Origin of the sequence: Actinoplanes sichuanensis, from assembly GCF_033097365.1 — a bacterium.
GTDB classification, from domain to species: Bacteria; Actinomycetota; Actinomycetes; order Mycobacteriales; family Micromonosporaceae; genus Actinoplanes; species Actinoplanes sichuanensis.
Genome location: NZ_AP028461.1, coordinates 3,911,210 through 3,930,014, shown reverse-complemented (window position 1 = coordinate 3,930,014; position 18,805 = coordinate 3,911,210). Strand labels below are relative to the sequence as shown.

22 protein-coding genes and 1 riboswitch are annotated in these 18,805 nt (G+C 71.4%); of the genes, 11 read left to right on the top strand and 11 right to left on the bottom strand.

Going from position 1 to position 18,805, the window contains the following annotated elements:
* The first annotated feature begins 41 nt into the window (after nt 1-41).
* On the top strand, nt 42-464 hold the full coding sequence (locus tag Q0Z83_RS18025; protein WP_317795110.1) for a MarR family winged helix-turn-helix transcriptional regulator: 423 nt from the start codon (nt 42-44) through the stop codon (nt 462-464).
* Here Q0Z83_RS18025 and Q0Z83_RS18020 read toward each other — a convergent pair.
* Together Q0Z83_RS18020 and Q0Z83_RS18015 are read right to left on the bottom strand one after the other, a co-directional pair.
* Nucleotides 451-939 carry a DUF309 domain-containing protein gene (locus Q0Z83_RS18020; protein WP_317795109.1) on the bottom strand — a complete coding sequence of 163 codons (489 nt, stop codon included), beginning with the start codon at nt 937-939 and terminating at the stop codon, nt 451-453. The genes Q0Z83_RS18025 and Q0Z83_RS18020 overlap by 14 nt on opposite strands.
* The gene (locus Q0Z83_RS18015) at nt 936-1,934 is read right to left on the bottom strand and encodes a helix-turn-helix transcriptional regulator (protein ID WP_317795108.1); all 999 of its coding nucleotides are present in this window, start codon (nt 1,932-1,934) and stop codon (nt 936-938) included. The genes Q0Z83_RS18020 and Q0Z83_RS18015 overlap by 4 nt, the downstream gene beginning before the upstream one ends.
* Before the next feature lie 90 nt (nt 1,935-2,024).
* Here Q0Z83_RS18015 and Q0Z83_RS18010 point away from each other — a divergent pair, with 90 nt between their 5' ends.
* The 3 genes from Q0Z83_RS18010 (at nt 2,025) to Q0Z83_RS18000 (ending at nt 3,969) form a co-directional block, all read left to right on the top strand.
* A complete protein-coding gene (locus Q0Z83_RS18010) occupies nt 2,025-2,402 on the top strand; it encodes a VOC family protein (protein WP_317795107.1) in 378 nt (125 codons plus the stop codon).
* Between the two features lie 321 nt (nt 2,403-2,723).
* The gene (locus tag Q0Z83_RS18005) at nt 2,724-3,098 is read left to right on the top strand and encodes an STAS domain-containing protein (protein WP_317795106.1); all 375 of its coding nucleotides are present in this window, start codon (nt 2,724-2,726) and stop codon (nt 3,096-3,098) included.
* 442 nt (nt 3,099-3,540) lie between these two features.
* Nucleotides 3,541-3,969, top strand: coding sequence for a response regulator (locus Q0Z83_RS18000; RefSeq protein ID WP_317795105.1), 429 nt, complete (start codon nt 3,541-3,543; stop codon nt 3,967-3,969).
* Nucleotides 3,970-4,200: 231 nt separating this feature from the next.
* Here the strand turns inward: Q0Z83_RS18000 and Q0Z83_RS17995 are convergent, their stop codons facing one another.
* Nucleotides 4,201-4,764, bottom strand: a complete 564-nt coding sequence (locus Q0Z83_RS17995; RefSeq protein WP_317795104.1) for a hypothetical protein — start codon at nt 4,762-4,764, stop codon at nt 4,201-4,203.
* A gap of 184 nt (nt 4,765-4,948) precedes the next feature.
* Between Q0Z83_RS17995 and Q0Z83_RS17990 the strand changes: the two genes are divergently transcribed.
* On the top strand, nt 4,949-5,989 hold the full coding sequence (locus Q0Z83_RS17990) for a hypothetical protein (RefSeq protein ID WP_317795103.1): 1,041 nt from the start codon (nt 4,949-4,951) through the stop codon (nt 5,987-5,989).
* Here the strand turns inward: Q0Z83_RS17990 and pdxR are convergent.
* Nucleotides 5,892-7,349, bottom strand: a complete 1,458-nt coding sequence (gene pdxR, locus Q0Z83_RS17985) for a MocR-like pyridoxine biosynthesis transcription factor PdxR (protein ID WP_317795102.1) — start codon at nt 7,347-7,349, stop codon at nt 5,892-5,894. The genes Q0Z83_RS17990 and pdxR overlap by 98 nt on opposite strands.
* Nucleotides 7,350-7,414: 65 nt before the next feature.
* On the opposite strand from pdxR, the gene Q0Z83_RS17980 reads away from it, so the two are divergent.
* The gene (locus tag Q0Z83_RS17980; RefSeq protein ID WP_317795101.1) at nt 7,415-8,542 is read left to right on the top strand and encodes an MFS transporter; all 1,128 of its coding nucleotides are present in this window, start codon (nt 7,415-7,417) and stop codon (nt 8,540-8,542) included.
* Nucleotides 8,543-8,699: 157 nt separating this feature from the next.
* On the opposite strand, the gene Q0Z83_RS17975 is transcribed toward Q0Z83_RS17980, so the two are convergent.
* Together Q0Z83_RS17975 and Q0Z83_RS17970 are read right to left on the bottom strand one after the other, a co-directional pair.
* Nucleotides 8,700-9,401, bottom strand: coding sequence for a hypothetical protein (locus Q0Z83_RS17975; protein ID WP_317795100.1), 702 nt, complete (start codon nt 9,399-9,401; stop codon nt 8,700-8,702).
* Nucleotides 9,398-9,880, bottom strand: a complete 483-nt coding sequence (locus tag Q0Z83_RS17970) for a hypothetical protein (RefSeq protein WP_317795099.1) — start codon at nt 9,878-9,880, stop codon at nt 9,398-9,400. Before Q0Z83_RS17970 ends, Q0Z83_RS17975 begins: the two co-directional genes overlap by 4 nt.
* A 153-nt stretch (nt 9,881-10,033) precedes the next feature.
* Here Q0Z83_RS17970 and Q0Z83_RS17965 point away from each other — a divergent pair, with 153 nt between their 5' ends.
* Nucleotides 10,034-10,579 carry a DUF4231 domain-containing protein gene (locus Q0Z83_RS17965; RefSeq protein ID WP_317795098.1) on the top strand — a complete coding sequence of 182 codons (546 nt, stop codon included), beginning with the start codon at nt 10,034-10,036 and terminating at the stop codon, nt 10,577-10,579.
* Between the two features lie 4 nt (nt 10,580-10,583).
* Here Q0Z83_RS17965 and Q0Z83_RS17960 read toward each other — a convergent pair whose 3' ends face one another.
* Nucleotides 10,584-11,153, bottom strand: a complete 570-nt coding sequence (locus Q0Z83_RS17960; protein ID WP_317795097.1) for a hypothetical protein — start codon at nt 11,151-11,153, stop codon at nt 10,584-10,586.
* Between Q0Z83_RS17960 and Q0Z83_RS17955 the strand changes: the two genes are divergently transcribed.
* Nucleotides 11,152-12,096: a hypothetical protein gene (locus Q0Z83_RS17955; RefSeq protein WP_317795096.1), complete on the top strand. Its 945-nt coding sequence runs from the start codon at nt 11,152-11,154 to the stop codon at nt 12,094-12,096. The genes Q0Z83_RS17960 and Q0Z83_RS17955 overlap by 2 nt on opposite strands.
* 4 nt (nt 12,097-12,100) lie before the next feature.
* Here the strand turns inward: Q0Z83_RS17955 and Q0Z83_RS17950 are convergent, their stop codons facing one another.
* Nucleotides 12,101-12,868: an IclR family transcriptional regulator gene (locus Q0Z83_RS17950; RefSeq protein WP_317795095.1), complete on the bottom strand. Its 768-nt coding sequence runs from the start codon at nt 12,866-12,868 to the stop codon at nt 12,101-12,103.
* An 89-nt stretch (nt 12,869-12,957) separates the two neighbouring features.
* Between Q0Z83_RS17950 and Q0Z83_RS17945 the strand changes: the two genes are divergently transcribed.
* From Q0Z83_RS17945 to Q0Z83_RS17935, 3 genes are read left to right on the top strand one after another with little or no spacing between them, the layout of a single operon-like run.
* Complete coding sequence (locus Q0Z83_RS17945) at nt 12,958-13,662, top strand: CoA transferase subunit A (RefSeq protein ID WP_317795094.1); 705 nt, start codon at nt 12,958-12,960, stop codon at nt 13,660-13,662.
* Nucleotides 13,649-14,284 (top strand): 3-oxoacid CoA-transferase subunit B, encoded by a 636-nt coding sequence (locus Q0Z83_RS17940; RefSeq protein ID WP_317795093.1) that lies wholly within the window; start codon nt 13,649-13,651, stop codon nt 14,282-14,284. The genes Q0Z83_RS17945 and Q0Z83_RS17940 overlap by 14 nt, the downstream gene beginning before the upstream one ends.
* Complete coding sequence (locus tag Q0Z83_RS17935) at nt 14,281-15,423, top strand: acetyl-CoA C-acyltransferase (RefSeq protein ID WP_317795092.1); 1,143 nt, start codon at nt 14,281-14,283, stop codon at nt 15,421-15,423. The genes Q0Z83_RS17940 and Q0Z83_RS17935 overlap by 4 nt, the downstream gene beginning before the upstream one ends.
* A 120-nt stretch (nt 15,424-15,543) precedes the next feature.
* Here the strand turns inward: Q0Z83_RS17935 and Q0Z83_RS17930 are convergent, their stop codons facing one another.
* The 3 genes from Q0Z83_RS17930 to Q0Z83_RS17920 form a co-directional block, all read right to left on the bottom strand.
* The gene (locus Q0Z83_RS17930; RefSeq protein ID WP_317795091.1) at nt 15,544-16,473 is read right to left on the bottom strand and encodes an SDR family NAD(P)-dependent oxidoreductase; all 930 of its coding nucleotides are present in this window, start codon (nt 16,471-16,473) and stop codon (nt 15,544-15,546) included.
* A 65-nt stretch (nt 16,474-16,538) separates the two neighbouring features.
* The gene (locus Q0Z83_RS17925) at nt 16,539-17,105 is read right to left on the bottom strand and encodes a C40 family peptidase (RefSeq protein ID WP_317795090.1); all 567 of its coding nucleotides are present in this window, start codon (nt 17,103-17,105) and stop codon (nt 16,539-16,541) included.
* A gap of 12 nt (nt 17,106-17,117) precedes the next feature.
* Nucleotides 17,118-17,239: riboswitch (cyclic di-AMP (ydaO/yuaA leader) on the bottom strand.
* 418 nt (nt 17,240-17,657) lie between these two features.
* On the bottom strand, nt 17,658-18,788 hold the full coding sequence (locus tag Q0Z83_RS17920; protein WP_317795089.1) for an FAD-dependent oxidoreductase: 1,131 nt from the start codon (nt 18,786-18,788) through the stop codon (nt 17,658-17,660).
* Nucleotides 18,789-18,805 lie beyond the last annotated feature (17 nt).

Genomic DNA, 18,805 nt, shown 5'->3' with positions numbered 1-18,805 from the left:
AATGGTTCGTAATCCCAACCATGTCAACTAGGATCGCGAACATGACCGCTGACGACCCCGTGGACGAACTCATCGACGCCCTCGTCCGCTGCACCTTCCAGGTGACCGGCCTACTGACCCGCATCGGCGCCGAGAACGACCTGTCACTCACCCAACTACGGGTCTTCGGCATCCTGCGCGACCGACGTCTGCGCGTCACCGACCTGGCCGCCTACCTCGGCCTCGACAAATCCACGATGTCCGGCCTCATCGACCGCGCCGAACGGCGCGGCCTCCTGGCCCGCGCCAAGAACCAGACCGACGGCCGCGCCGTCGACGTCCTGCTGACCCCGACCGGCCAAGACCTGACCCGGCGGCTGTACGGCGAAGCACGCGCCGCCCTCATCCCGGACCTCGACCGGCTGACCCCGCCACAGCGAAGTCAGCTGCTCACCCTGCTCCAGCCACTCCTCACCGGCGGATAGCCGTCAACCCCGGCATCGGAGGCTCGTCACCGGCGGCGCGCTCGCCGAAACCGGTGGCCGCCGCGCGGGCCCAGGCACCCAACTCGGCCGCGGCGATCCCGTGTGGGGCGGACTGCTCGTACCCACCGATCCGCTCCGCCGCCCGCGACAGCAGCCGCGCCGCACCCGTCCGGTTCCCGCGCCGAGCGTGGGTGAGACCCACCGCGAGCTGGGCCAGCCCACGCCACAGCTCCCGCTCCTCATCAGGGGCCGCCTTCCACGCGGCCTCCAGAACCTCGTGCGCGTGAAACGGCATCCCGTCGTCCAACAGCTGCTGCGCCAGAGCCAGCGCCTCGGCGGGCGGCAGATCCAGGTCGTCGGGCATCGTCGGCACACCCGGCGCACCCGGCGGCAACGGCCGACCGAGAGCATCACGCGGGCGCGAGTTACGCGGCCTGCCGGCGGCGTCACGATCCCGGCCGTCTCCTTCGTTCATGCGTCCACTCTGCCCGGCGGGTCCGATCCCCGGCACGGTGGGCCGCCCTCGCTCGCGTATCCGGCCACGCGATCAGCCCACGCGCGCACGATCTCGCGCAGCTCGGCGGGCCGACGGATGACGAACGGACGGGCCAGACCGGCCAGCACCGGCGGCAGCCAGTCCAGTCGCTCGGCGCGGAGCCGGACCAGGGCCCAACCCGCGGTCTCGTCGTCGTCCACCGTCGCCAGGCCCGCCGGCAGGAGCGGGCGGACCTCCTCGACCGAGCCCTGCACCGCGACCTCCACCTCGTACCGCCACGGTGTGCCGGCCAGACCGGTCAGCACCGCGTCGGCCGGACGGAAGCCGTCGGGCACCGGGAACGTGCCGTCCAGCCGCCGGATCCACCGGATCCGGTCCAACCGGAACGTCCGCGACTCGCCGGAGACCGAGTCCCACCCCGTCACATACCAGCGACCGGAGTGGGCGACGATCCCGTACGGGTGCAGGGTGCGCTCGGTACTGCGCCCGGAACGGTCGGTGTAGCCGATCACGGTCGGATGCCGTGCACGTGTCGCCTCGGCCAGCCGCAACAACACCGCGGTCTCCGGGGCCGGCTGTGGCCGTACCGCCGCGGTGAATTCCGTCGACGCGAACAGTGCGGCGAGGCGGGCCGCAAGCGTTCTCGGCAACACCCGACGGATCTTGGCGGCCGCCGCCTCGGCGGCGCCGCCCGGCATCGCGACCGGACCGGCCTCCAACCCCAGCAGAACCGCCAACGCCTCGTCGTCGGTGAACATCAACGGCGGCAGCCGAAAACCGGGCGCCAACCGGTAGCCGCCGTGGCGCCCGCGGATCGACTCGACCGGAACCTCCAGGTCGACCAGATGCCCGGCATAGCGGCGCACGGTCCGCTCATCGACGCCGAGCCGCCCGGCCAGGTCGTCGACACGATGCGTGCCACCGGTCTGCAGGATCTCGAGCAGAGCGAGTACGCGCGCGGTCGGCCGGGTCACGAACGTCATCCTCTCCCGAAAACCGGGCGGATCCTGTCCGGTATCCGGTTTAACGTTCGCCCGGCAACCACCTCACGAAGGAGCAACATCGTGCAGTTCGCCTCGGTCCGGGTCATCACCGGCGACGTCGCCCGCCTCACCGACTTCTACGAGATCGTCACCGGGCGGCCCGCCCGACGCCACACCCCCGACTTCAGCGAGATCGTGCTCCCCGGCGCCACCCTCGCGATCGGCGGGGCCGCCACGGTCCGGCTCTTCGGCGAGGGCTCGGCCGAACCGGCGAGCAACCGCACGGCCATCGTCGAATTCCGGGTCGACGACGTCGACGCCGAATTCGCGCGGCTGCGCGACACCATCGGCGAGCCGGTCCAGCCACCGACGACGATGCCGTGGGGAAACCGCTCCCTACTGTTCCGCGATCCCGACGGCACCCTGATCAACCTGTTCACCCCGGCGACGACATCCTGAGCAGAACGATTCGTTGGTACGGTGCCGCCCGTGACGATCATCGAGACGACGCTGACGCTCCCGGACCCGGTGCGGCCGAAGTTCTGACGCCGCACGTCGGACCCTCGTCATCGGAACGACGCCGCCCGCCGCGAAACGGCGCGGAGATCCACCTGGTCGAGCACGGGCAGACATCGCCGGGACCGTCGAGATAGGGCAGCCGTGCCGGCGACGATGTGGACGGAATCGTCATGTAACTGTCATGTGATCGGGGGAGTATCGCAGTCCCCTCGGGGAAAGGTGGAAACCGGCGGAATTGCGAAAACGTGGTGAGGAGTGATCATGGGGGTCGTCCCACTCATAGACGAGCACGAAGTAGCCCAGATCGTGGTTCGCACGCTGGCCGGCGCATCGGTCGTCCGGATCGTCGGGGACGTCGACCTCGCCGCGGCGGGCCAACTCCGAACGGCGCTGGGGCAGGCGCTCGTGGAGCATCCGTGGATCATCGTGGACCTCCGGCGGGTCGCGGCCGTCGACTCGGTCGGGCTCGGCGTGCTGATCGCCGCCCGTGAAGCTGCTCGCCGGCAGTCCGGGGACCTGCTGCTGGCCGCCACGCCACCGTTCTTCCGGTCGGTGCTGCAGGCAGCCCGGCTGGAGACGGTCTTCCCGACGTTCGACACCGTGCCGCAGGCGATGACCTTCGCCCTGGCGGACTGACTCCGACCTTCCGCCGCGGCGTTCTGCCGGTGGTTTCCGCTCGGGTGGGCTGTCGCCGGTCTTCGCTATGTTGTTCTGCCGGTGGTTTCCGCTCGGGTGGGCTGTCGCCGGTCTTCGCTACGGCGTTCTGCCAGTGGTTTCCGCTGGGGGCGGGCTGTCGCCAGTCGCCGCCACGCCGTTTGCCAGCGGCTTCCGCTCGGACGGCCCGCCGCTGGCCTTTGCTGCGGCGCTCTGCCAATGGCTTCTGCTCGGCGGCCTGACACCGGCCTCTGTGCTGGGATGTGACACCTCGCCGCCCGCCCGTCGGATGGACGGGCGGGCGGAATTTCGCGGCATGCCGGCGCCGGGATATCCGGATCGCCGGCATGCCGCTATTGTTTGCACCACTGCAAGCGTTCACGTTCGTGTGGATTCTTACGGAAAGTGAGCGATTGTGACCAGTATGCGAGCTCTTGACGTCCTGATCGTCGATGACGACGACGCGGACGCGATGATGATCGAGGAAGCGCTCCAGGAAGCCTCGATCCCACCCGTCGTCCATCGGGTGATCGACGGCGGGCAGGCCCTGGAATATCTGCGTCGAGAGGGCGAATTCGCCGAGGCGGCACGGCCGGACCTCATCCTGCTCGATCTGAACATGCCGCGAATGGGCGGCCGTGAGGTGCTCGCCCACATCCGGAGCGACGAGGCTCTGACCGCGATCCCGGTGGTCGTGCTGACCACGTCCGACGCGGTTCCGGACATCGTGGCCAGCTACGCCGGGCACGCCAACGCGTTCGTCACCAAGCCGATGGAACTCGACGCCTTCGAAGCCGCCGTCCAGAAGATCAGCCGCTTCTACGGGGATGTCGCAACCCTGCCGGCGATCTGATCGTGCCCGCGTCCTGACCTGGACGGCGGTCCGTTGCGGCCGCGCTGGCGCGAGGGCCCTCGAACGGGATGCGACCTTCGGGACATCTGCATGCTCTCAGGACTGTGGCGGTCAGGGCTGCGACGGTCAGGGCTGCGACGGTCAGGGCTGCGACGGTCAGGGCTGCGACGGTCAGGGCTGCGACGGTCAGGGCCGCGGTGGGTAGGGCTGCGGCGGTCAGGGCTGCGACGGTCAGGGCCGCGGCGGGTAGGGCGGATCCGTCGGCGGCGGGTACTCGCCGGGCGGTGGATATTCGCCGGGCGGCGGCGAGTACGGCTGAGGCGGATAGCCGGGCGGAGGCGGCTGCTGCCCCGGCGGCGGCGGGTATCCAGGCGGCGGTTGCTGATTGCCAGGCGTCGGGTATCCGGTCGGCGGTTGCTGATTGCCCGGCGAGGGCGGGTATCCGGGCGGCGGGTATCCGGATGGCGGCTGCTCATGACCGGGCGGGGGCGAGTATCCGGGCGGGGGAGGGTATCCGGGCGACGGGTAGCCCGGCGGCGGTTGCTGGTAACCCGGTGGTGGGCTCCCCGGCGGGGGATGGAAACCCTGCTGCCCAGGGGTCGGCGGATAACCCGGCGGCGGATATGGCGGCTGCTGGAAGCCCTTGGTCGCCGAACGCCCACGCACCACTCGCATGACGATCGCGACGATCCCACCGACGAGGATCAGGCAACACAGGATCCGGCCGACCGCGGCACCGAGGTTGTACGCCACGCTGTCGGACTGCGCCGCCACGACGGCGATCTCCCACTCCATCCTTGGGCCTCCCCGCTCTCGCGCCCACCCTACCGGCCCGGGCCGCAACGCAAGGGTGCCAATCCACCCGACCGGAGGTCTCACCGATTCGTCCGTTTTGTGGAGGCGGTCGGCTCCGCACCCGATGCCCCACCGCACCCCGCACCGGCACCATCGTCGGGTGGACGTGTCGAGGTGCCTCAGGTTGACCTTCGTGCTGGCCGCGGGCCTGCAGGTGGCCGCGGTCTTCTTCGACTACCGGCTGGTGCCGTACTGCGGGGCGATCGCGATGTCCGCCCTGTTCGCCCTTGCCGCCCTCAGCCCGGCTCCGGCGCCGCGCCGATGGACCCATCACACCGCACTCACCGGGCTGGCCCTCCTGACCGCTGCCGCCTTCCTGGCCGACCACCGGACCGGCGGTTTCGGCTGGTCGACCGAGGTCGCGGGCGGAGACTGGGGCGAAAGCCGATTCAAGACACCGGGCAGCGCCCTCGTCGTCGAGGCGGTCCTCGTGGTCGCCGGCGCCGCCGCACTGGCCGCCGCGGTCCTGGGCCGGGTCGAAAGGCTACTGAAGTGGCGACACCTCCCCGGCGCGCTGATCGGCCTGTTCTTCCTCGCCCTCGGGGTGGACGTCGCGACCAGCCCACCACTGTTCCTCGGTGACGACATCCCGGCCGATCCGCGGATCCGCCTGCTCGTCCTGATGCCGGTCTCGCTGGCCATCGCCGCACTGTGCGTGGCCGCGAACGCCGCCCTGACAACCCGAGGCATGCTCCGCCCCGCCGCGGCCGGACTACTCGCGATCATCGCGCTGGCGCTGATCGGCTTCAACTGCCTGAGCAGGATCGAACCCCTCCAGCCGACAGAGGACCCGGTCGTCGCCGAACAGCGCCGGGCGAGGACGGAGGAGACGATGGCGCACATCGACGTCGACGCCCTGCTACGGGCGGCCGACACCTCCTCCCGGGTACGGCAGGACGCGCAGCCCGAGCAGGAGGAGTTCGGGTGGCTCCCACCGCCGACCGCACCGGAGGCCCGGGCACGGGCCTTGTCCCAGGACGTCCGCCGGGACTCGGGAATCGCCGCGGTCCCGTACCCACCGTCCTGGTCGGCGGGCGAGGCGGACTGGACCCGCGCCCGCCCGGCGATCACGACCGCCCTGATCCTCGGCGGCCTGGTACTGCTGGTGATGTCGCTGTTCCGGCTCCCGGAAAGCCCCCCGCTACCGGCCGGGACGGGGGAGTGAGGCGGACGATCGTGGCCAGCTCGCGTACCCCGGCCCGCAGCCGGGCCTCGGTCATCTGCGAGTAGCCGAGGATCAGCGTGGGCGGCCGCCCACCGCCGGAGGCGTAGTCACCCATCGTGGCCAGCGCGATGCCCCGGCCCCGGGCGGCGGCGGCCACCGCCGCCTCGTCGACGTGGTCCGGTAGTTCGACGGTGACGTGCAGCCCGGCCGCGATCCCGCAGACCCGCCCGGACGGCAGCGACTCGGCCAGGGCGGCGACCAGCGCATCCCGGCGGCGGCGATACCGGACACGCATCCGCCGCAGGTGCCGGTCCAGCTCACCCCGGCGCAGGAAGTGCGCGAACGCGAGCTGCTCGATCCGGGCGCCACCGTGGTCACACTGGGAGCGCACCGGTTCGACCAGCGCCGGCGGCAGCACCATCCAGCCCAGACGCAGCGCCGGAGCCAGGACCTTGCTGACCGTCCCGGCATACACCACATGCGCCGGATCGAGACCCTGCAGCGCACCGACCGCCGGCCGGTCGTACCGGTACTCGGCGTCGTAGTCGTCCTCGATCGCGATCGCCCCGGTCGCCCGTAGCAGGGCGATCAACGCGGTCCGGCGTTCCGGCGCCAGCACGACCCCGGTGGGGTGCTGGTGTGCCGGCGTCAGGATCACCGCGTCGACCTCGGCTGCGGCCAGAAGATCAACCCGCAGACCGAGATCATCGACGGGTACGCGGACCGCCTCCAGCCCGGACCGGGCGACGATCCGCGCCTCGTCCGTACCACCGGGATCCTCGCAGGCGATTCGTCGTGCGCCCCGGGCAGCGAGGGCCCGGCCGATCAGCCCGAGCCCGTGCAGGTAACCGCCGGTGACCACGATCCGGTCGCGGTCGGCCACCACCCCGCGCACCCGGCCCAGGTGGTCGGCCAGCCCGTCGCGCATCGCGTCGACGCCGAACGGGTCGCCGTACCCCAGATCGTCGATGTTGATCTCAGCGAGGGCGTCCCGCAGACAGCGAGCCCACGCCGCCCGCGGAAACGAGGAGACATCCGGCCGGGCGGGCCGGAAGTCGAACCGCACCGGCCGGCCGGCGGCGGCCGCCGGAGGCGCCGCGGCGGCGTCCGGAAACGGCCCGGCGGCGATCCGCGGCTGCGCGCCCTGCCTGGTGACCAGGTATCCCTCGGCGGTGAGCTGCGCATACGCGTCGACGACGACCTTGCGGGAGACACCGAGCTGCCGGGCCAGCTCACGAGTGGACGGCACCGGGGTGCCGGCCCGCAGGCTCCCGTCTCGGACGGCGTCCCGGATCCGGCTGCGGATCTGCGCACCGAGGGTGCCCGGCAGGTTCTTCGAGACGTTCAGCAGCAGCTCCACTGGACCCCTTTTCCGCCGCCTCACTGGATCTGTTCTTTGTACCAGTTCGGGATCAGGGTGGATCCATGCTCTTCTCCACGTCGATCGTCGCCCGACTGCCACTGGCGACCTTCAGCATCGGGCTGCTCGTGCACATCGAACAGTTGACCGGCTCGTACGCCGCGGCCGGTGCGGCCACCGGCGCGCTGGCCGTCGCCCAGGGTGTCGGCGGACCGCTGCTGGGCCGCCTGGTCGACCGCCGCGGACAGACCGCGGTGCTGCTGGGCTCGGCGATCCTCACCGGGTTCGCGCTGGTCGCCGTGGCCCGGATGCCGCCCGGGACACCACTGCCGCTGCTGCTGGCGCCGGCCACGGTGATCGGCTTCGCGACCCCTCCGATCGGGGCGTGCCTGCGCACCCTGATCCCGACCATCCATCACGGTCAAGACCGACAGCGCCGGGCGTACGCCGTGGACGCCGCCGCCACCGAGCTGACCTGGGTCTGCGGCCCACCGCTGGCCCTGGCACTGGGCGCTCTGGCCGGCACCGGCAGCGCGTTGACGGCGGCCGGCGTGGTGCTGATCGCGGCCACGACGCTGTTCGCCCTGTCCTCGGCCTCCCGCGCCTGGCGCCCGGCCCGCACCCGACGGACCGGCGGCAACGCCCTCGCCTCCCCGGCCATGCGCACCCTGGTGACGGTGATGATCGGCGTCGGTGTCCTGTTCGGTGCGACCGAGGTGGCGGTGGCCGCCTCCGCCGGTCCGGCCGCGGGCCTGCTGCTGGGCCTGTGGGGTGTCGGTTCGCTGGCCGGTGGAGTGGTCGCCGCCCGCCTGGGCGGTGGCGCCACCGGCGGCCGCTCCTTCGCCGTGCTGCTCACCGCCCTGGCCGCCGGCCACCTGCTGCTGGCCCCGGCCTCGGCGTCGGAGGTGGCGGCGGCGGTCACGATCACCGTGGCCGGTTCGATGATCGCCCCGATCCTGGCCACCGCCTACGCGATGGTCGACCGCTGCGCCCCACCGGGCACCACCACCGAGGCCTTCTCCTGGCTGGCCACCGCCACCGCGGTCGGCACCGCCGCGGGCGCCTCGACAGCCGGCGCCCTCGCCGAACTGACCAGCCCCACCTCGGGTTTCCTGCTCGCCGGAGCCGCGGCACTGACCGTGGCGCTGCCCGCACTGTCCCTTGTCACCGCCCGCGTCCCGGCCCGCGCGTAACGAGGTCCATCAACCCGCGAGGCCCTACCTCGGGTCGGCGATGGTGGTCCTGTCCGCGGTGAGACGGTGGATGAACCGGCACCCTACCGCCCACCCGCCCCGCCAACCGAGGAGTGATCCGTCCCGGGCTGAGCGTCAGCCGCGCTCGGTGTTGCCGTCAGACGACATGATCGGGGTCATAGAGGACAACGTGCCGCTTGAAGGCCTCACGCAGCAGGGTCTCCAGGTGTTGAGCTCGCGGATCGCCTGGCCGTACACCGAATTCGCAGATGGCGTTCGGCTCCGCGGCGAGAGTCTTCCAAGCTTGTGGGCCCGTCTGGTTGGAGACGAAGTATCCGAGCAACCTCTGCCCCCGGTCTCGGCAGAGGTTGGCGAACTCGCGGCCCAATGCCACCGGAAGGGTAGTGCTGTAGAACTTGCACTCGATCACCGCGAGGCACTTCGAAGCAGCCGGCGACTGACGTTTGGCCCGGCTCGTCCCCGCAGCGTGATGGTCCAGGATGAGAATGTCGCACTCGCCCTCGGTCTTGGTTCTGCCACCGACGATCTTGACCCGGAGGTGAACCTCGAGCAGCGGCGCAACACCGAAATTGAGAGTCGCGAAGGTCCAACGCTGGTTCGGGGCGTGAATCACTCCCGGCGCGCCTCGGAATTCGAGATCCTTGACCTCTTTGGCGAAGTACTGCGAGCCCGCGTAGTAGCGCACTTCACCTCCCGCCTTGACCGCCGCGGAGATCACCATCGAAAAAGCATAGACCTCGTAGATCCGGTCGGCGGATGACGCTGACGTGTACGGATGCCGTATCCCGGCGAGGTTGGTGTCCAACTCCGTCAGCAGGTCCTGGACCTTGACTCTCATGTCGGGGCCACCTCCTCGCGCAGCCGTCGCAATGTGGCTATCAGGGCTTCATAGTCGATGTCCTCGCCGTCGCTGATCGTGGTGACCGCTTGGTCCTGACCTTCGTCAGCGAAGGAGACCGATCCAACGACCGAGGCGCGCCCCTCGAATCCTTGGCGCAACGTGCGTATTGCGGTCGCCTGCATGGCCGGCAGGTGGATGAAGATAGCCAGCACCGCATCGATTAGCATCAGCGTCTGGTCTGTCGGGGTGAACGGGACAGACCTCGGATTGGCGGGGGGAGGCCGGTTACCAGACGCGAAAAGTGGATATCCATTCGAGTAGCCGGGCCGCCCCTGGTAGTAAGACTCATCACTGGTGAAGGCGTCGCGTCCCTGACTTATCAGTCCATCGACCTGCGATACGACCCATCCCAGCCCGCGTTGTACGCAGATGCTTCTCAGCTGTTGATCTACCTCAGCAAGTTCGTCAGCTTCCATCCCGCCATCCCGGTCCAGTGGTGTACGTCATTATCGAACATCGAGCTGATCATCGTTGCCTCGGCATTACCGCTCCGTACGGGCTTCGCCGGACATGCTGCGAGACGCTTATCGTTTCTTGATAGCAACCCGGTGTCGCGGCAGTCTCGAGGCATGTGGTGGCGCACACGCGGGTCCGAGCCGATCGCACTGCCGTCCGAGAAGGGCCTGTTCGAGTTGGCCGGCCGGCAACCCGGCCTGCCGTTGCGGGAGGTGATGGTCCACTTCCGGGAGCTCGTGTCAGCGGACATGGACTGGGCGGACTCCCGTAAGACCAGGTTCCGGCGGGCCTCCTCGCGGGTGCGGATCTCCTCGCTGGTTCTGGCGGCCCTGTCCACCGTGGTCCTCGGGATCGAGGCGATTCCCGGGCGAAGCTGGATCGCGCTACCGCTCGTGGCGACGGTGACCGTTCTCGGGTCGCTGGAGGCGTTCTACAACTGGCGGTCGCGGTGGGTGCTGATGGAGGAGACCCAATATCGGCTCAACCGTCTCCGCGACGAGATGGACTACTACCTCACCGTCACCCCGCCGGACGAGCTGGAGCCGGAGAGACTCGACCGGTTCTTCGCGGATCAGCAGGTCATCTGGAGCGACGTGAGTCGACGATGGATCGAGTTCCGTGCCCTGGACGCGCCGGCACCCGGCGCCGGATCGTCCTGACCGGCTATCGCGGGGCGTCGAGTTGCGGCCGGGTCGCCGTGACGGCCTGGTCGAGTCGCCTGGCCAACTGGGGGACCGTGGCGGAGGTCAGGTAGGTTTCGGCGCCCGCTTCGAGCATCCGCCGGATCGGGCCCGGGTAGCTGACGCCGAGACTCTCGTCCTCGAGCTCGGTGACGACGACCCTGGCCCGGGGGAACATCGCCCGCAGGTTGCCGATCAGCTGTGGACTGATCGGCGGCACCAGCACCACATCGGCCGTCACCGGAGCGGAGTGCAGGTCGACCACGATGTAGTCCTCGCCGAGCTGCTCCGACAACCGGGTGCGGGCCGCCTCGGGCAGTCGCATCGCGGTGGCCACCACCGTCACGTCCGCCCGCGGAGGCAGCGGGTCGCCCCCGGCGGGCCGGTCCGGCATCACGATGGTCCCGCTGATCGCGGTGGCCGCGTGGACCGTCGCGAGCGGCACCCCGGCACGGGTGATCACCAACTCCTCACCGGGGCCCAGCGCCGCGATCAGTGCGACCACGTCGTCGGGTAGACGTTCCGCATCAATACGGTTGATCTGCTCCTGCATGCGCCGACAGTATGTCCGGGTGACCACCGCCTCGTACCGCAACAGATCGCTGTTGATCGAAGAGGGACGCTGGGCGGATCTGCTCGCCCTGGCCGCCGACGGCGACGAGACCGTCCCGGGTGAGCGGCGCGAGCTGGCCCACCTGCTCGCCGTGCAGGCGCCGCCGGCCGTGGCGGTCGCCGCGGCCGAGCTCTACCCCGACGAGGAGGTGGGCTTCCCGGGGCCGCTGTGGGAGGTGCTCGCCCAGCGGCCGTGGCGTGACCTCGCACCGCACCTGACCCACCCGCGGGTCCGGGAGATGGTCGCCCAGACCCGGGTGCTGCACGGTGAGGACCTGCGCGGAGTCCTCACCGCGGAGATCCCGCTGGTTCTGCAACCGTGGGAGTCCGCCCACTGGGACCCCGAGTGGGACATCCCCGAGTATCACTCGACGGGCAGCGCGGGCAGCCAGATGTGGTGCTTTCCGGGCTGGCTGATCGAGCATCTGCCCGGCGGCGTCCCCCTGCCCGAGCCGGTCGCGATCGAGGCGGTGGACCATCCGGCTGTCCCGGTCCTGGCGGGTCTGAACGACCCGCACCGACCGATCCGGGCGTACGCGTTCCGCGCGACCGCCTGGGCGACCGCCGCCACGATCGCCGCCGACCGGCAGACGTGCCGCGCCGCCGAGGTGCCGTTCGCCCGGGCTTACCCGCACCTGCTCCACCTGGCGACCGGTTTCGGCCCCTACGCCGTCGCCGAGGGCGGCGGTCAGGCCACCGGGCGGCTCGCCGTCTGGCGGGTGCTGCGCCTGATGGCCGGCGGCGACCCGGTGCCCGCGTTCGTGGCGCGTCTGCGCTGCGTGACGTGGCGCCGGCCGGGTGAGCACCTGTGCTACCTGTACCTGGCAATGGAGGACCCCGCCCAGGGCCTCACCTGGGCGATCAGCGCCTCCGCCGACGACTGACCGGTCAGCCTCGACGGGCGATCCGCTGGGTCAGGGCGTGCGCCGCCTCCAGCAGCAGCGTGCCCAGCTGGGCCGTGCGGTCGCCGTTGAACCGGGACTCCACACCGGTCAGGCTCAACGCCCACGCCGGTGACCCGGCCCGGTCGAACACCACCGCCCCGACACCCCAGCTGCCGGGCACGATCAGGCCGGGATTCACCGCGTACCCCCGTCTGCGGGTGGCCGCCACCCGCCGGGCCAGGACCGCCTCCTCGTGCTGCGCGCCGTAGGCGGCGGCGAGTTCCGCACCGCGCGACCGCACGTAGTCGGCGGCGTCGGTGACCGGCAGGTAGGCCAGGACGGCCAGCCCGGCCGACGCCACACCGAGCGGGAACCGGATGCCCTCGTGCAGCACGTGCGACCGCAGCGGGAAACTGCCCTCCACTGCGGCCAGGCACACCGTCTCGTCACCGCGCCGCGCCGAGAAGAAGGCGCTCTCCCCGGTCCGGGCCGCCAGCGACCGCAGGATGTCCCGGGCGGTCGACGTCACGTCGTAGCGTTCCGCCGCCACCGACCCGAGCAGGAACAGTTCCGGACCCAGGTACCAGCGGCCGCGGCGCGCGTCCCGGTCGACGAACCCCTCCTCGGCCAGCGCCGCCAGCACCCGCTGTGCCGTCGACCGCGGCAGCCCGGTCGCCGCCGCCACGTCCGCCGTGGTCACGCCGTCGGCCGCGCCCGACCCGACCCGGCGCAGCACCGCGGCCACCCGTCCGACCAGCTGTGAACCCTGCATGCTCACATTATGAGCAACTGGTGCCCATCGCGGCCGCTGAGTGACCGGTTCTCCGACGTGCCGGGCACAGGCCTCTACCGTGCCCGGCCATGAGCAAACTCGTCGACAGCGCGGCGCAAGCCGTCGCCGCCGTCGCCCGGGACGGCATGACCGTGGCCGTCGGGGGCTTCGGCCTGTCCGGCATCCCCACCTCACTGATCACCGCGTTACGCGACTCCGAGGTCAAGAACCTCACCATCGTCAGCAACAACATGGGCGTCGACGGCAAAGGCCTCGGCCTGCTCCTGGAGAACCGGCAGGTCAGCAAGGTCCTGGCCTCCTACGTCGGCGAGAACAGACTGTTCGCCCAGCAGTACCTGGACGGTGAACTCGACGTCGAGTTCGTCCCGCAGGGCACGCTCGCCGAGCGGTTACGCGCCGGCGGCGCCGGCATTCCCGCCTTCTACACCCCGACCGGCGCCGGCACCCCGGTCGCCGACGGCAAACCCGAAGAGCACTTCGACGGCGTTCGTACGGTCCTCGAGCGCGCCATCCAAGCCGACCTGTCCCTGGTCCGCGCCCATCGCGCGGACCTCGCGGGCAACCTGCGATACCGGCTCACCGCCCGCAACTTCAACCCGCTGGTGGCGACCGCCGGCCGGATCACCATCGCGGAGTCCTCGTTCGTCGAGGACGGTTTCCTGCATCCGGACGACATCCACACGCCGGGGATCTACGTGCATCACCTGGTCCGTTCCGAGATCCACGAGAAGGACATCGAACAGAGGACGGTGCGGTCCCGTGTGGACGCGTGACGAGATGGCGGCCATCGCCGCCGCCGAACTGACCGACGGCCAATACGTGAACCTCGGCATCGGCATCCCCACCCTGGTCGCCAACAACCTTCCGGCCGGGGTACGGGTGACGCTGCAGAGTGAGAACGGCATCCTCGGGATGGGTCCGTTCCCGTACGACGGCGACGAGGACCCCGACCTGATCAACGCCGGGAAACAGACCGTCACCCTGCTGCCGGGCGCTTCGGTGTTCGACTCGGCCACCTCGTTCGGGATGATCCGCGGCGGCCACGTGCAGACCGCCATCCTCGGCGCGCTGCAGGTGGCGGCCAACGGCGACCTCGCCAACTGGACCATCCCCGGCAAGCTGGTCAAGGGCATGGGCGGCGCCATGGACCTGGTCGCCGGCACCCCACGGGTCCTGGTCGTCACCGAACACGTCGCCAAGGACGGCACCCCGAAGATCGTCGACCGGTGCACCCTGCCGCTGACCGGCGCCGGAGTCGTCGACCGCATCATCACCGACCGGGCCGTCTTCGACGTCACCGCCGACGGGCTGGTCCTGCGCCGGCTCGCCGACGGCCAGACCGTCGACGCCGTCCTGGCCGTCACCGGTACCGGCTTCACGGTGGATCTCGCATGAGCGCGGTGATCGCGGGTTTCGCCCGTACCCCCTTCACCAGATTCTCCGGCGCCTTGGCGCGGATCTCCGCCGTGGAGTTGGGCGCCCACGCCATCCGGGCCGCGCTCGCCCACGCCGGTGTCCCGGCCGACGCCGTGCAGCGGGTCGTCGCCGGTCAGGTCCTGCAGGGGCTGGCCGGGCAGAACCCGGCCCGGCAGGCAGCCGTCGCCGCCGGGATCCCGCTCGGCGCACCCGCGACCACGATCAACGCGGTCTGCCTGTCCGGACTGGAAGCGGTCGCCTCCGGTGCCGCGCTGATCGAATCCGGACGCGCCGACATCGTGGTGGCCGCCGGCATGGAGTCGATGTCGCTCGCCCCGCACGCCTGGCACGGCCGGACCGGCACCCGCTACGGCGCGATCGAGGCGCTCGACACCCTCGAACACGACGGCCTCACCGACGCCTTCGAACACCGCTCGATGGGCGCGTCCACCGAGGACGGCAACACCGAACTGGGCCTCGACCGCGCCGGTCAGGACGCCTGGGCGGCCCGATCGCACCGGCTCGCGGCGGCGTCACGGGACTTCCTGGCCGGCGAGATCGCACCGATCACCGTCCGCGACCGGATCGTCGACACCGACGACGGGGTACGGCCCGACACCACCGTGGCGACCCTGGCCGGACTGCGGCCGGCGTTCGCGGCGGGCGGCAGCATCACGGCCGGGAACTCCTCACCGATCACCGACGGCGCCGCCGCCCTCGTGCTGATGAGCACGGCCGCCGCGGCCGTGCACGGGGTGACCCCGATGGCCCGGATCGCGGCGACGGCGATGGTCGCGGGCCCGGACGTTCGCCTGCACCGGCAACCCGCGTACGCCGTCCACGCCGCCCTCGCCCGGCTCGGCGCGGCACCGTCCGACTTGGGCCGCATCGAGATCAACGAGGCGTTCGCCGCGGTGGCCGTCGCCGCCGTCGACGCGCTCGGCACCGACCCGGCGATCGTCAACGTCCACGGTGGGGCGATCGCTCTCGGTCATCCGATCGGCGCGTCCGGCGCCCGTATCGTCGGCACCCTGGCCCGCGGGTTCACCGGCCTGGGCGCGGCCGCCATCTGTGGCGGCGGCGGCCAGGGCTCCGCGCTGATCCTCGAGGCGGTCTGAGGCCGACCTTCACCGCCGAGATTCGAGGCCGTTCTTCAGCGCTGTCTTCCCGGGCCCGGTCAGTGGCCGTTGTTCACCGCTGTCCTCCCGGGCGTGATCTGAAGCCGTTCTTCGTCGTCGTCACGTCGGGGGTGATCCGAGGCCGAGACGTTCGCCGAGTCGTCGCCGGATCCGGCCCCGGCGGTAGCCGCCGTGCGTCGAGCCGGCCGGTGGCGGCTCGAACAGGGCACCCGGCCCCGCCGCGGCGGGCTGCGGCCCGGTCACGAACGTCGCGCTCCACCGGGCCACCACCGCCTCGGTGGCCCGGGGCGCGAGCCGGTGCGCGACCAGCGCCAGATGTGACACCACCCCGGTCGTCACCTGCCGGCGCGGGCGCCGCGCCACGGCCAGGATCCGTGCGGCGAGACGCTCCGGCGCGTACGCGGGCGGGATGGCCCGCAGCCGGTGTCCGGTGTGGTTCGCGGCCCGTTGGAAGAACGGCGTGTCGACCGGCCCCGGCAGCACCAGCCCGACCCGGATCCGCGGCTGCCCGGCGACCTGCTGCTGCAGGTTCAGCGCCAGCCCGCGGATCGCGAACTTGCTCATCGAATACAACGGGACCAGCGGATTCGGGAAGATCGACAACAACGACCCGACGAGTACGAGCCGCCCGTGCCCCTGCCGCTGGAAGACCGTCAGCGCCGCCCGGGCCGACAGCACGGTCCCGAAGACGTTGGTGTCCACCAGCCGGCGGATCTCCTCGACCGACTCCGAGCCCAGCGGCCCGGCGATCCCGACCGCCACCGCCTCGACCCAGATGTCGATCCGCCCGAACCGGCGCACCGCGGCCCCGGCGAGCCCGCCGACCGCCGCCGGGTCCGCGATGTCGGTCGGCACGACCAGCACCTCGACACCCAGCGCACGGCACTCACGGGCCACGTCCTCCAACGCCGACCGGCTCCGCGACGCGAGCACCAGCACGGCGCCCTCACCCGCGAACGCCGACGCGGTCGCCCGGCCGATCCCACTGGACGCCCCGGTGACCACGACGACCGCGTTCCGGAATCTCATGGACTCCCGACTGCCCCGCTGTGAACGGTCGAAACGAACTGCGCCGGCCGGGGCTCGACCTTCGGTCAGACCAGGCGCCGCACGACGTAGTTCGAACTCCAGATCTTCTGCCTGGTCACGGTCTTGCCGGTGCGTGGCGCGGACCACATCGTCCCGTCGCCGGCGTAGATGCCGGCGTGGGTGCCGTACGAGCCGCGGCGGATGATGATCAGGTCGCCGGGGTGGGCGTCGGCCTTGCCGACCGCCGTGCCGTACCGCTGTTGCAGGTGCGCCTTGTGCGGGAGCTTGCGGCCCGCGGTCTTGCGGTAGACGTACATGGTGAAACCGGAGCAGTCGAACCGGTCGGGCCCGACCGCCCCGTACCGGTAGGGCGCGCCCCGGTGCCGGGCCGCCTCGGTGACCACCAGGTCACCGGCCGCCTCCTTCTCGATGGCGACGTCGGTGGCGGTGACGGTGCCGATCGACGGCTGCGGGGCGGCGGAGACCGGCTGCGGGGCCGCGGAGACCGGCTGCGGCGGGGCGGCGGAGACCGCCTGCGGGGTGCCGAGCCCGCCGGTCAGGAGACCGAGACCAACGGACAGGGCGATGCTGCCGGCTCCCAGAGAACGGGTGTGCCGGCCGAAGGTGCTCATGCGCACGGTGAAGGAATCCCTCCGGCACGCCTGCGAGGTTAGCTGTCGGGTTCGGGCGCGAAGGATCGCCCGGCCGCGATGTGCGGCTTCACCCCGAGGTCCGGCCCGGCCCGCCGCTATGGCGTACCGGACGGGGACCGATGTGGTTCCCCCGTCCCTGCCCCCGATCGCCTCATGACTCGTCATGTGGGTACGTGCCGCCGGACCGGGGCAGGGCTCGGCGTGGTCCGGGTCGGCACGTCCGGCGAGCAGGTGCCCGCCGCCCCTCCTTGATAGCCGAGCCCGGGAGCACCCCCACTCGCCGATCCGGTCACGGTGAGTAATGGTTTCTGGCCGGGGTGTCCGGTTCGGAGCTTCACTGACCGCTTTCCCGACCGGCCGCACCCATCCGCGATCACGCGGTGCTGTGGTCACCCTGTGAAACTGAACACCGCCGGAACCCGAACCATTACGCCGGGCGGCCCGGGCCCGGATCAGCCGATCCGCGTCACTGAACCGACCCGCGACCCGGTGTCACCAGCCGACCGTCCGGCCCGACCCGTCGAAGGTGCCCTACCGAACCTCGCCCTGCTCGGCGACGAACGCGCGCACGGCGTCGGGCGGGTTGTCGCCGAACAGGCTCGCCATCAGGTCCTCACCCTGCGGGACCTCGGCCGTACGCGGGAACATCGCCGCCTCGTACTCGCTGAGGGCGGTCTCCGCATCACCCGGATGCGCGGCGACGGCCCGGCCAAGTTCGGCGCCGTCGAGCATGGCCAGATTGGCGCCCTCGCCGTTCGGCGGCACCAGGTGCGCGGCGTCACCGACCAGGGTCACGCCGGGCACCCGGTCCCAGCGGAGCCCGAGCGGCAGGGTGTGGTGCGGGCGTAGCACCGGCGGGCTGTCGCAGGCGGTGATCAGCGCGGTCAGCTGCGGCGCCCAGCCGTCGAACTCCCGGGCGATCCGCGCGGTGGCCGCGGCCCGGTCGGTGAAATCGACGGTGTCGAACCAGTCCAGCGGGCGAGTGAGAGCGACATACGCGTGCAGCGTGTCACCGCTCTCCCGATGTGCCGTGATGGCCGCTCCGTCGGCCGGCGCGAACATCGTCCCGGCGCCCACCAAGGCCGCCTGCTCCGGGTGCCGCACGCTCGCGTCGTACAGGTAGGTCTCGACGAACGCCTCACCGGCGTACTCGGGCAGCGCCCCGGTCAGCAGCGGCCGGACCTTCGACCAGGCACCGTCCGCGCCGACCAGCAGGCCGGTCACGACCGTGGACCCGTCGGCGAAACGCACCTCGTGCCGGCCGTCCCCCAGCGTGCCCACCGCGTCGACCCGGCGCCCCCACCGGACCGTCCCGGCCGGAAGCGAGTCGATCAGCAGCCGCCGCAGGTCCCCGCGCTGCACCTCGGGGCGTCCGCCCGTACCGTCGTCGGTCTTCTCGAACAACAACGTGCCGTCCGGGGCCAGGAACCGCATCGCCTGCCGTCCGTCCAGGACGATGGCCCGGAACCCGTCCATCAGACCGGCCGCCTCGACCGCGAGTCGCCCGTTGTAGTCGTGGATGTCGAGCATGCCGCCCTGAGCTCGTGCGGTGGGGGAGGCGTCGGCCTCGTAGATCGTGGCCGGGACACCGTGCACGTGCAGGACCCGGGCCAGGGTGAGGCCGCCGAGCCCGGCGCCGATGATGGTGACTGGGGTGGTCATGGAGCCCTCCTGTGTCG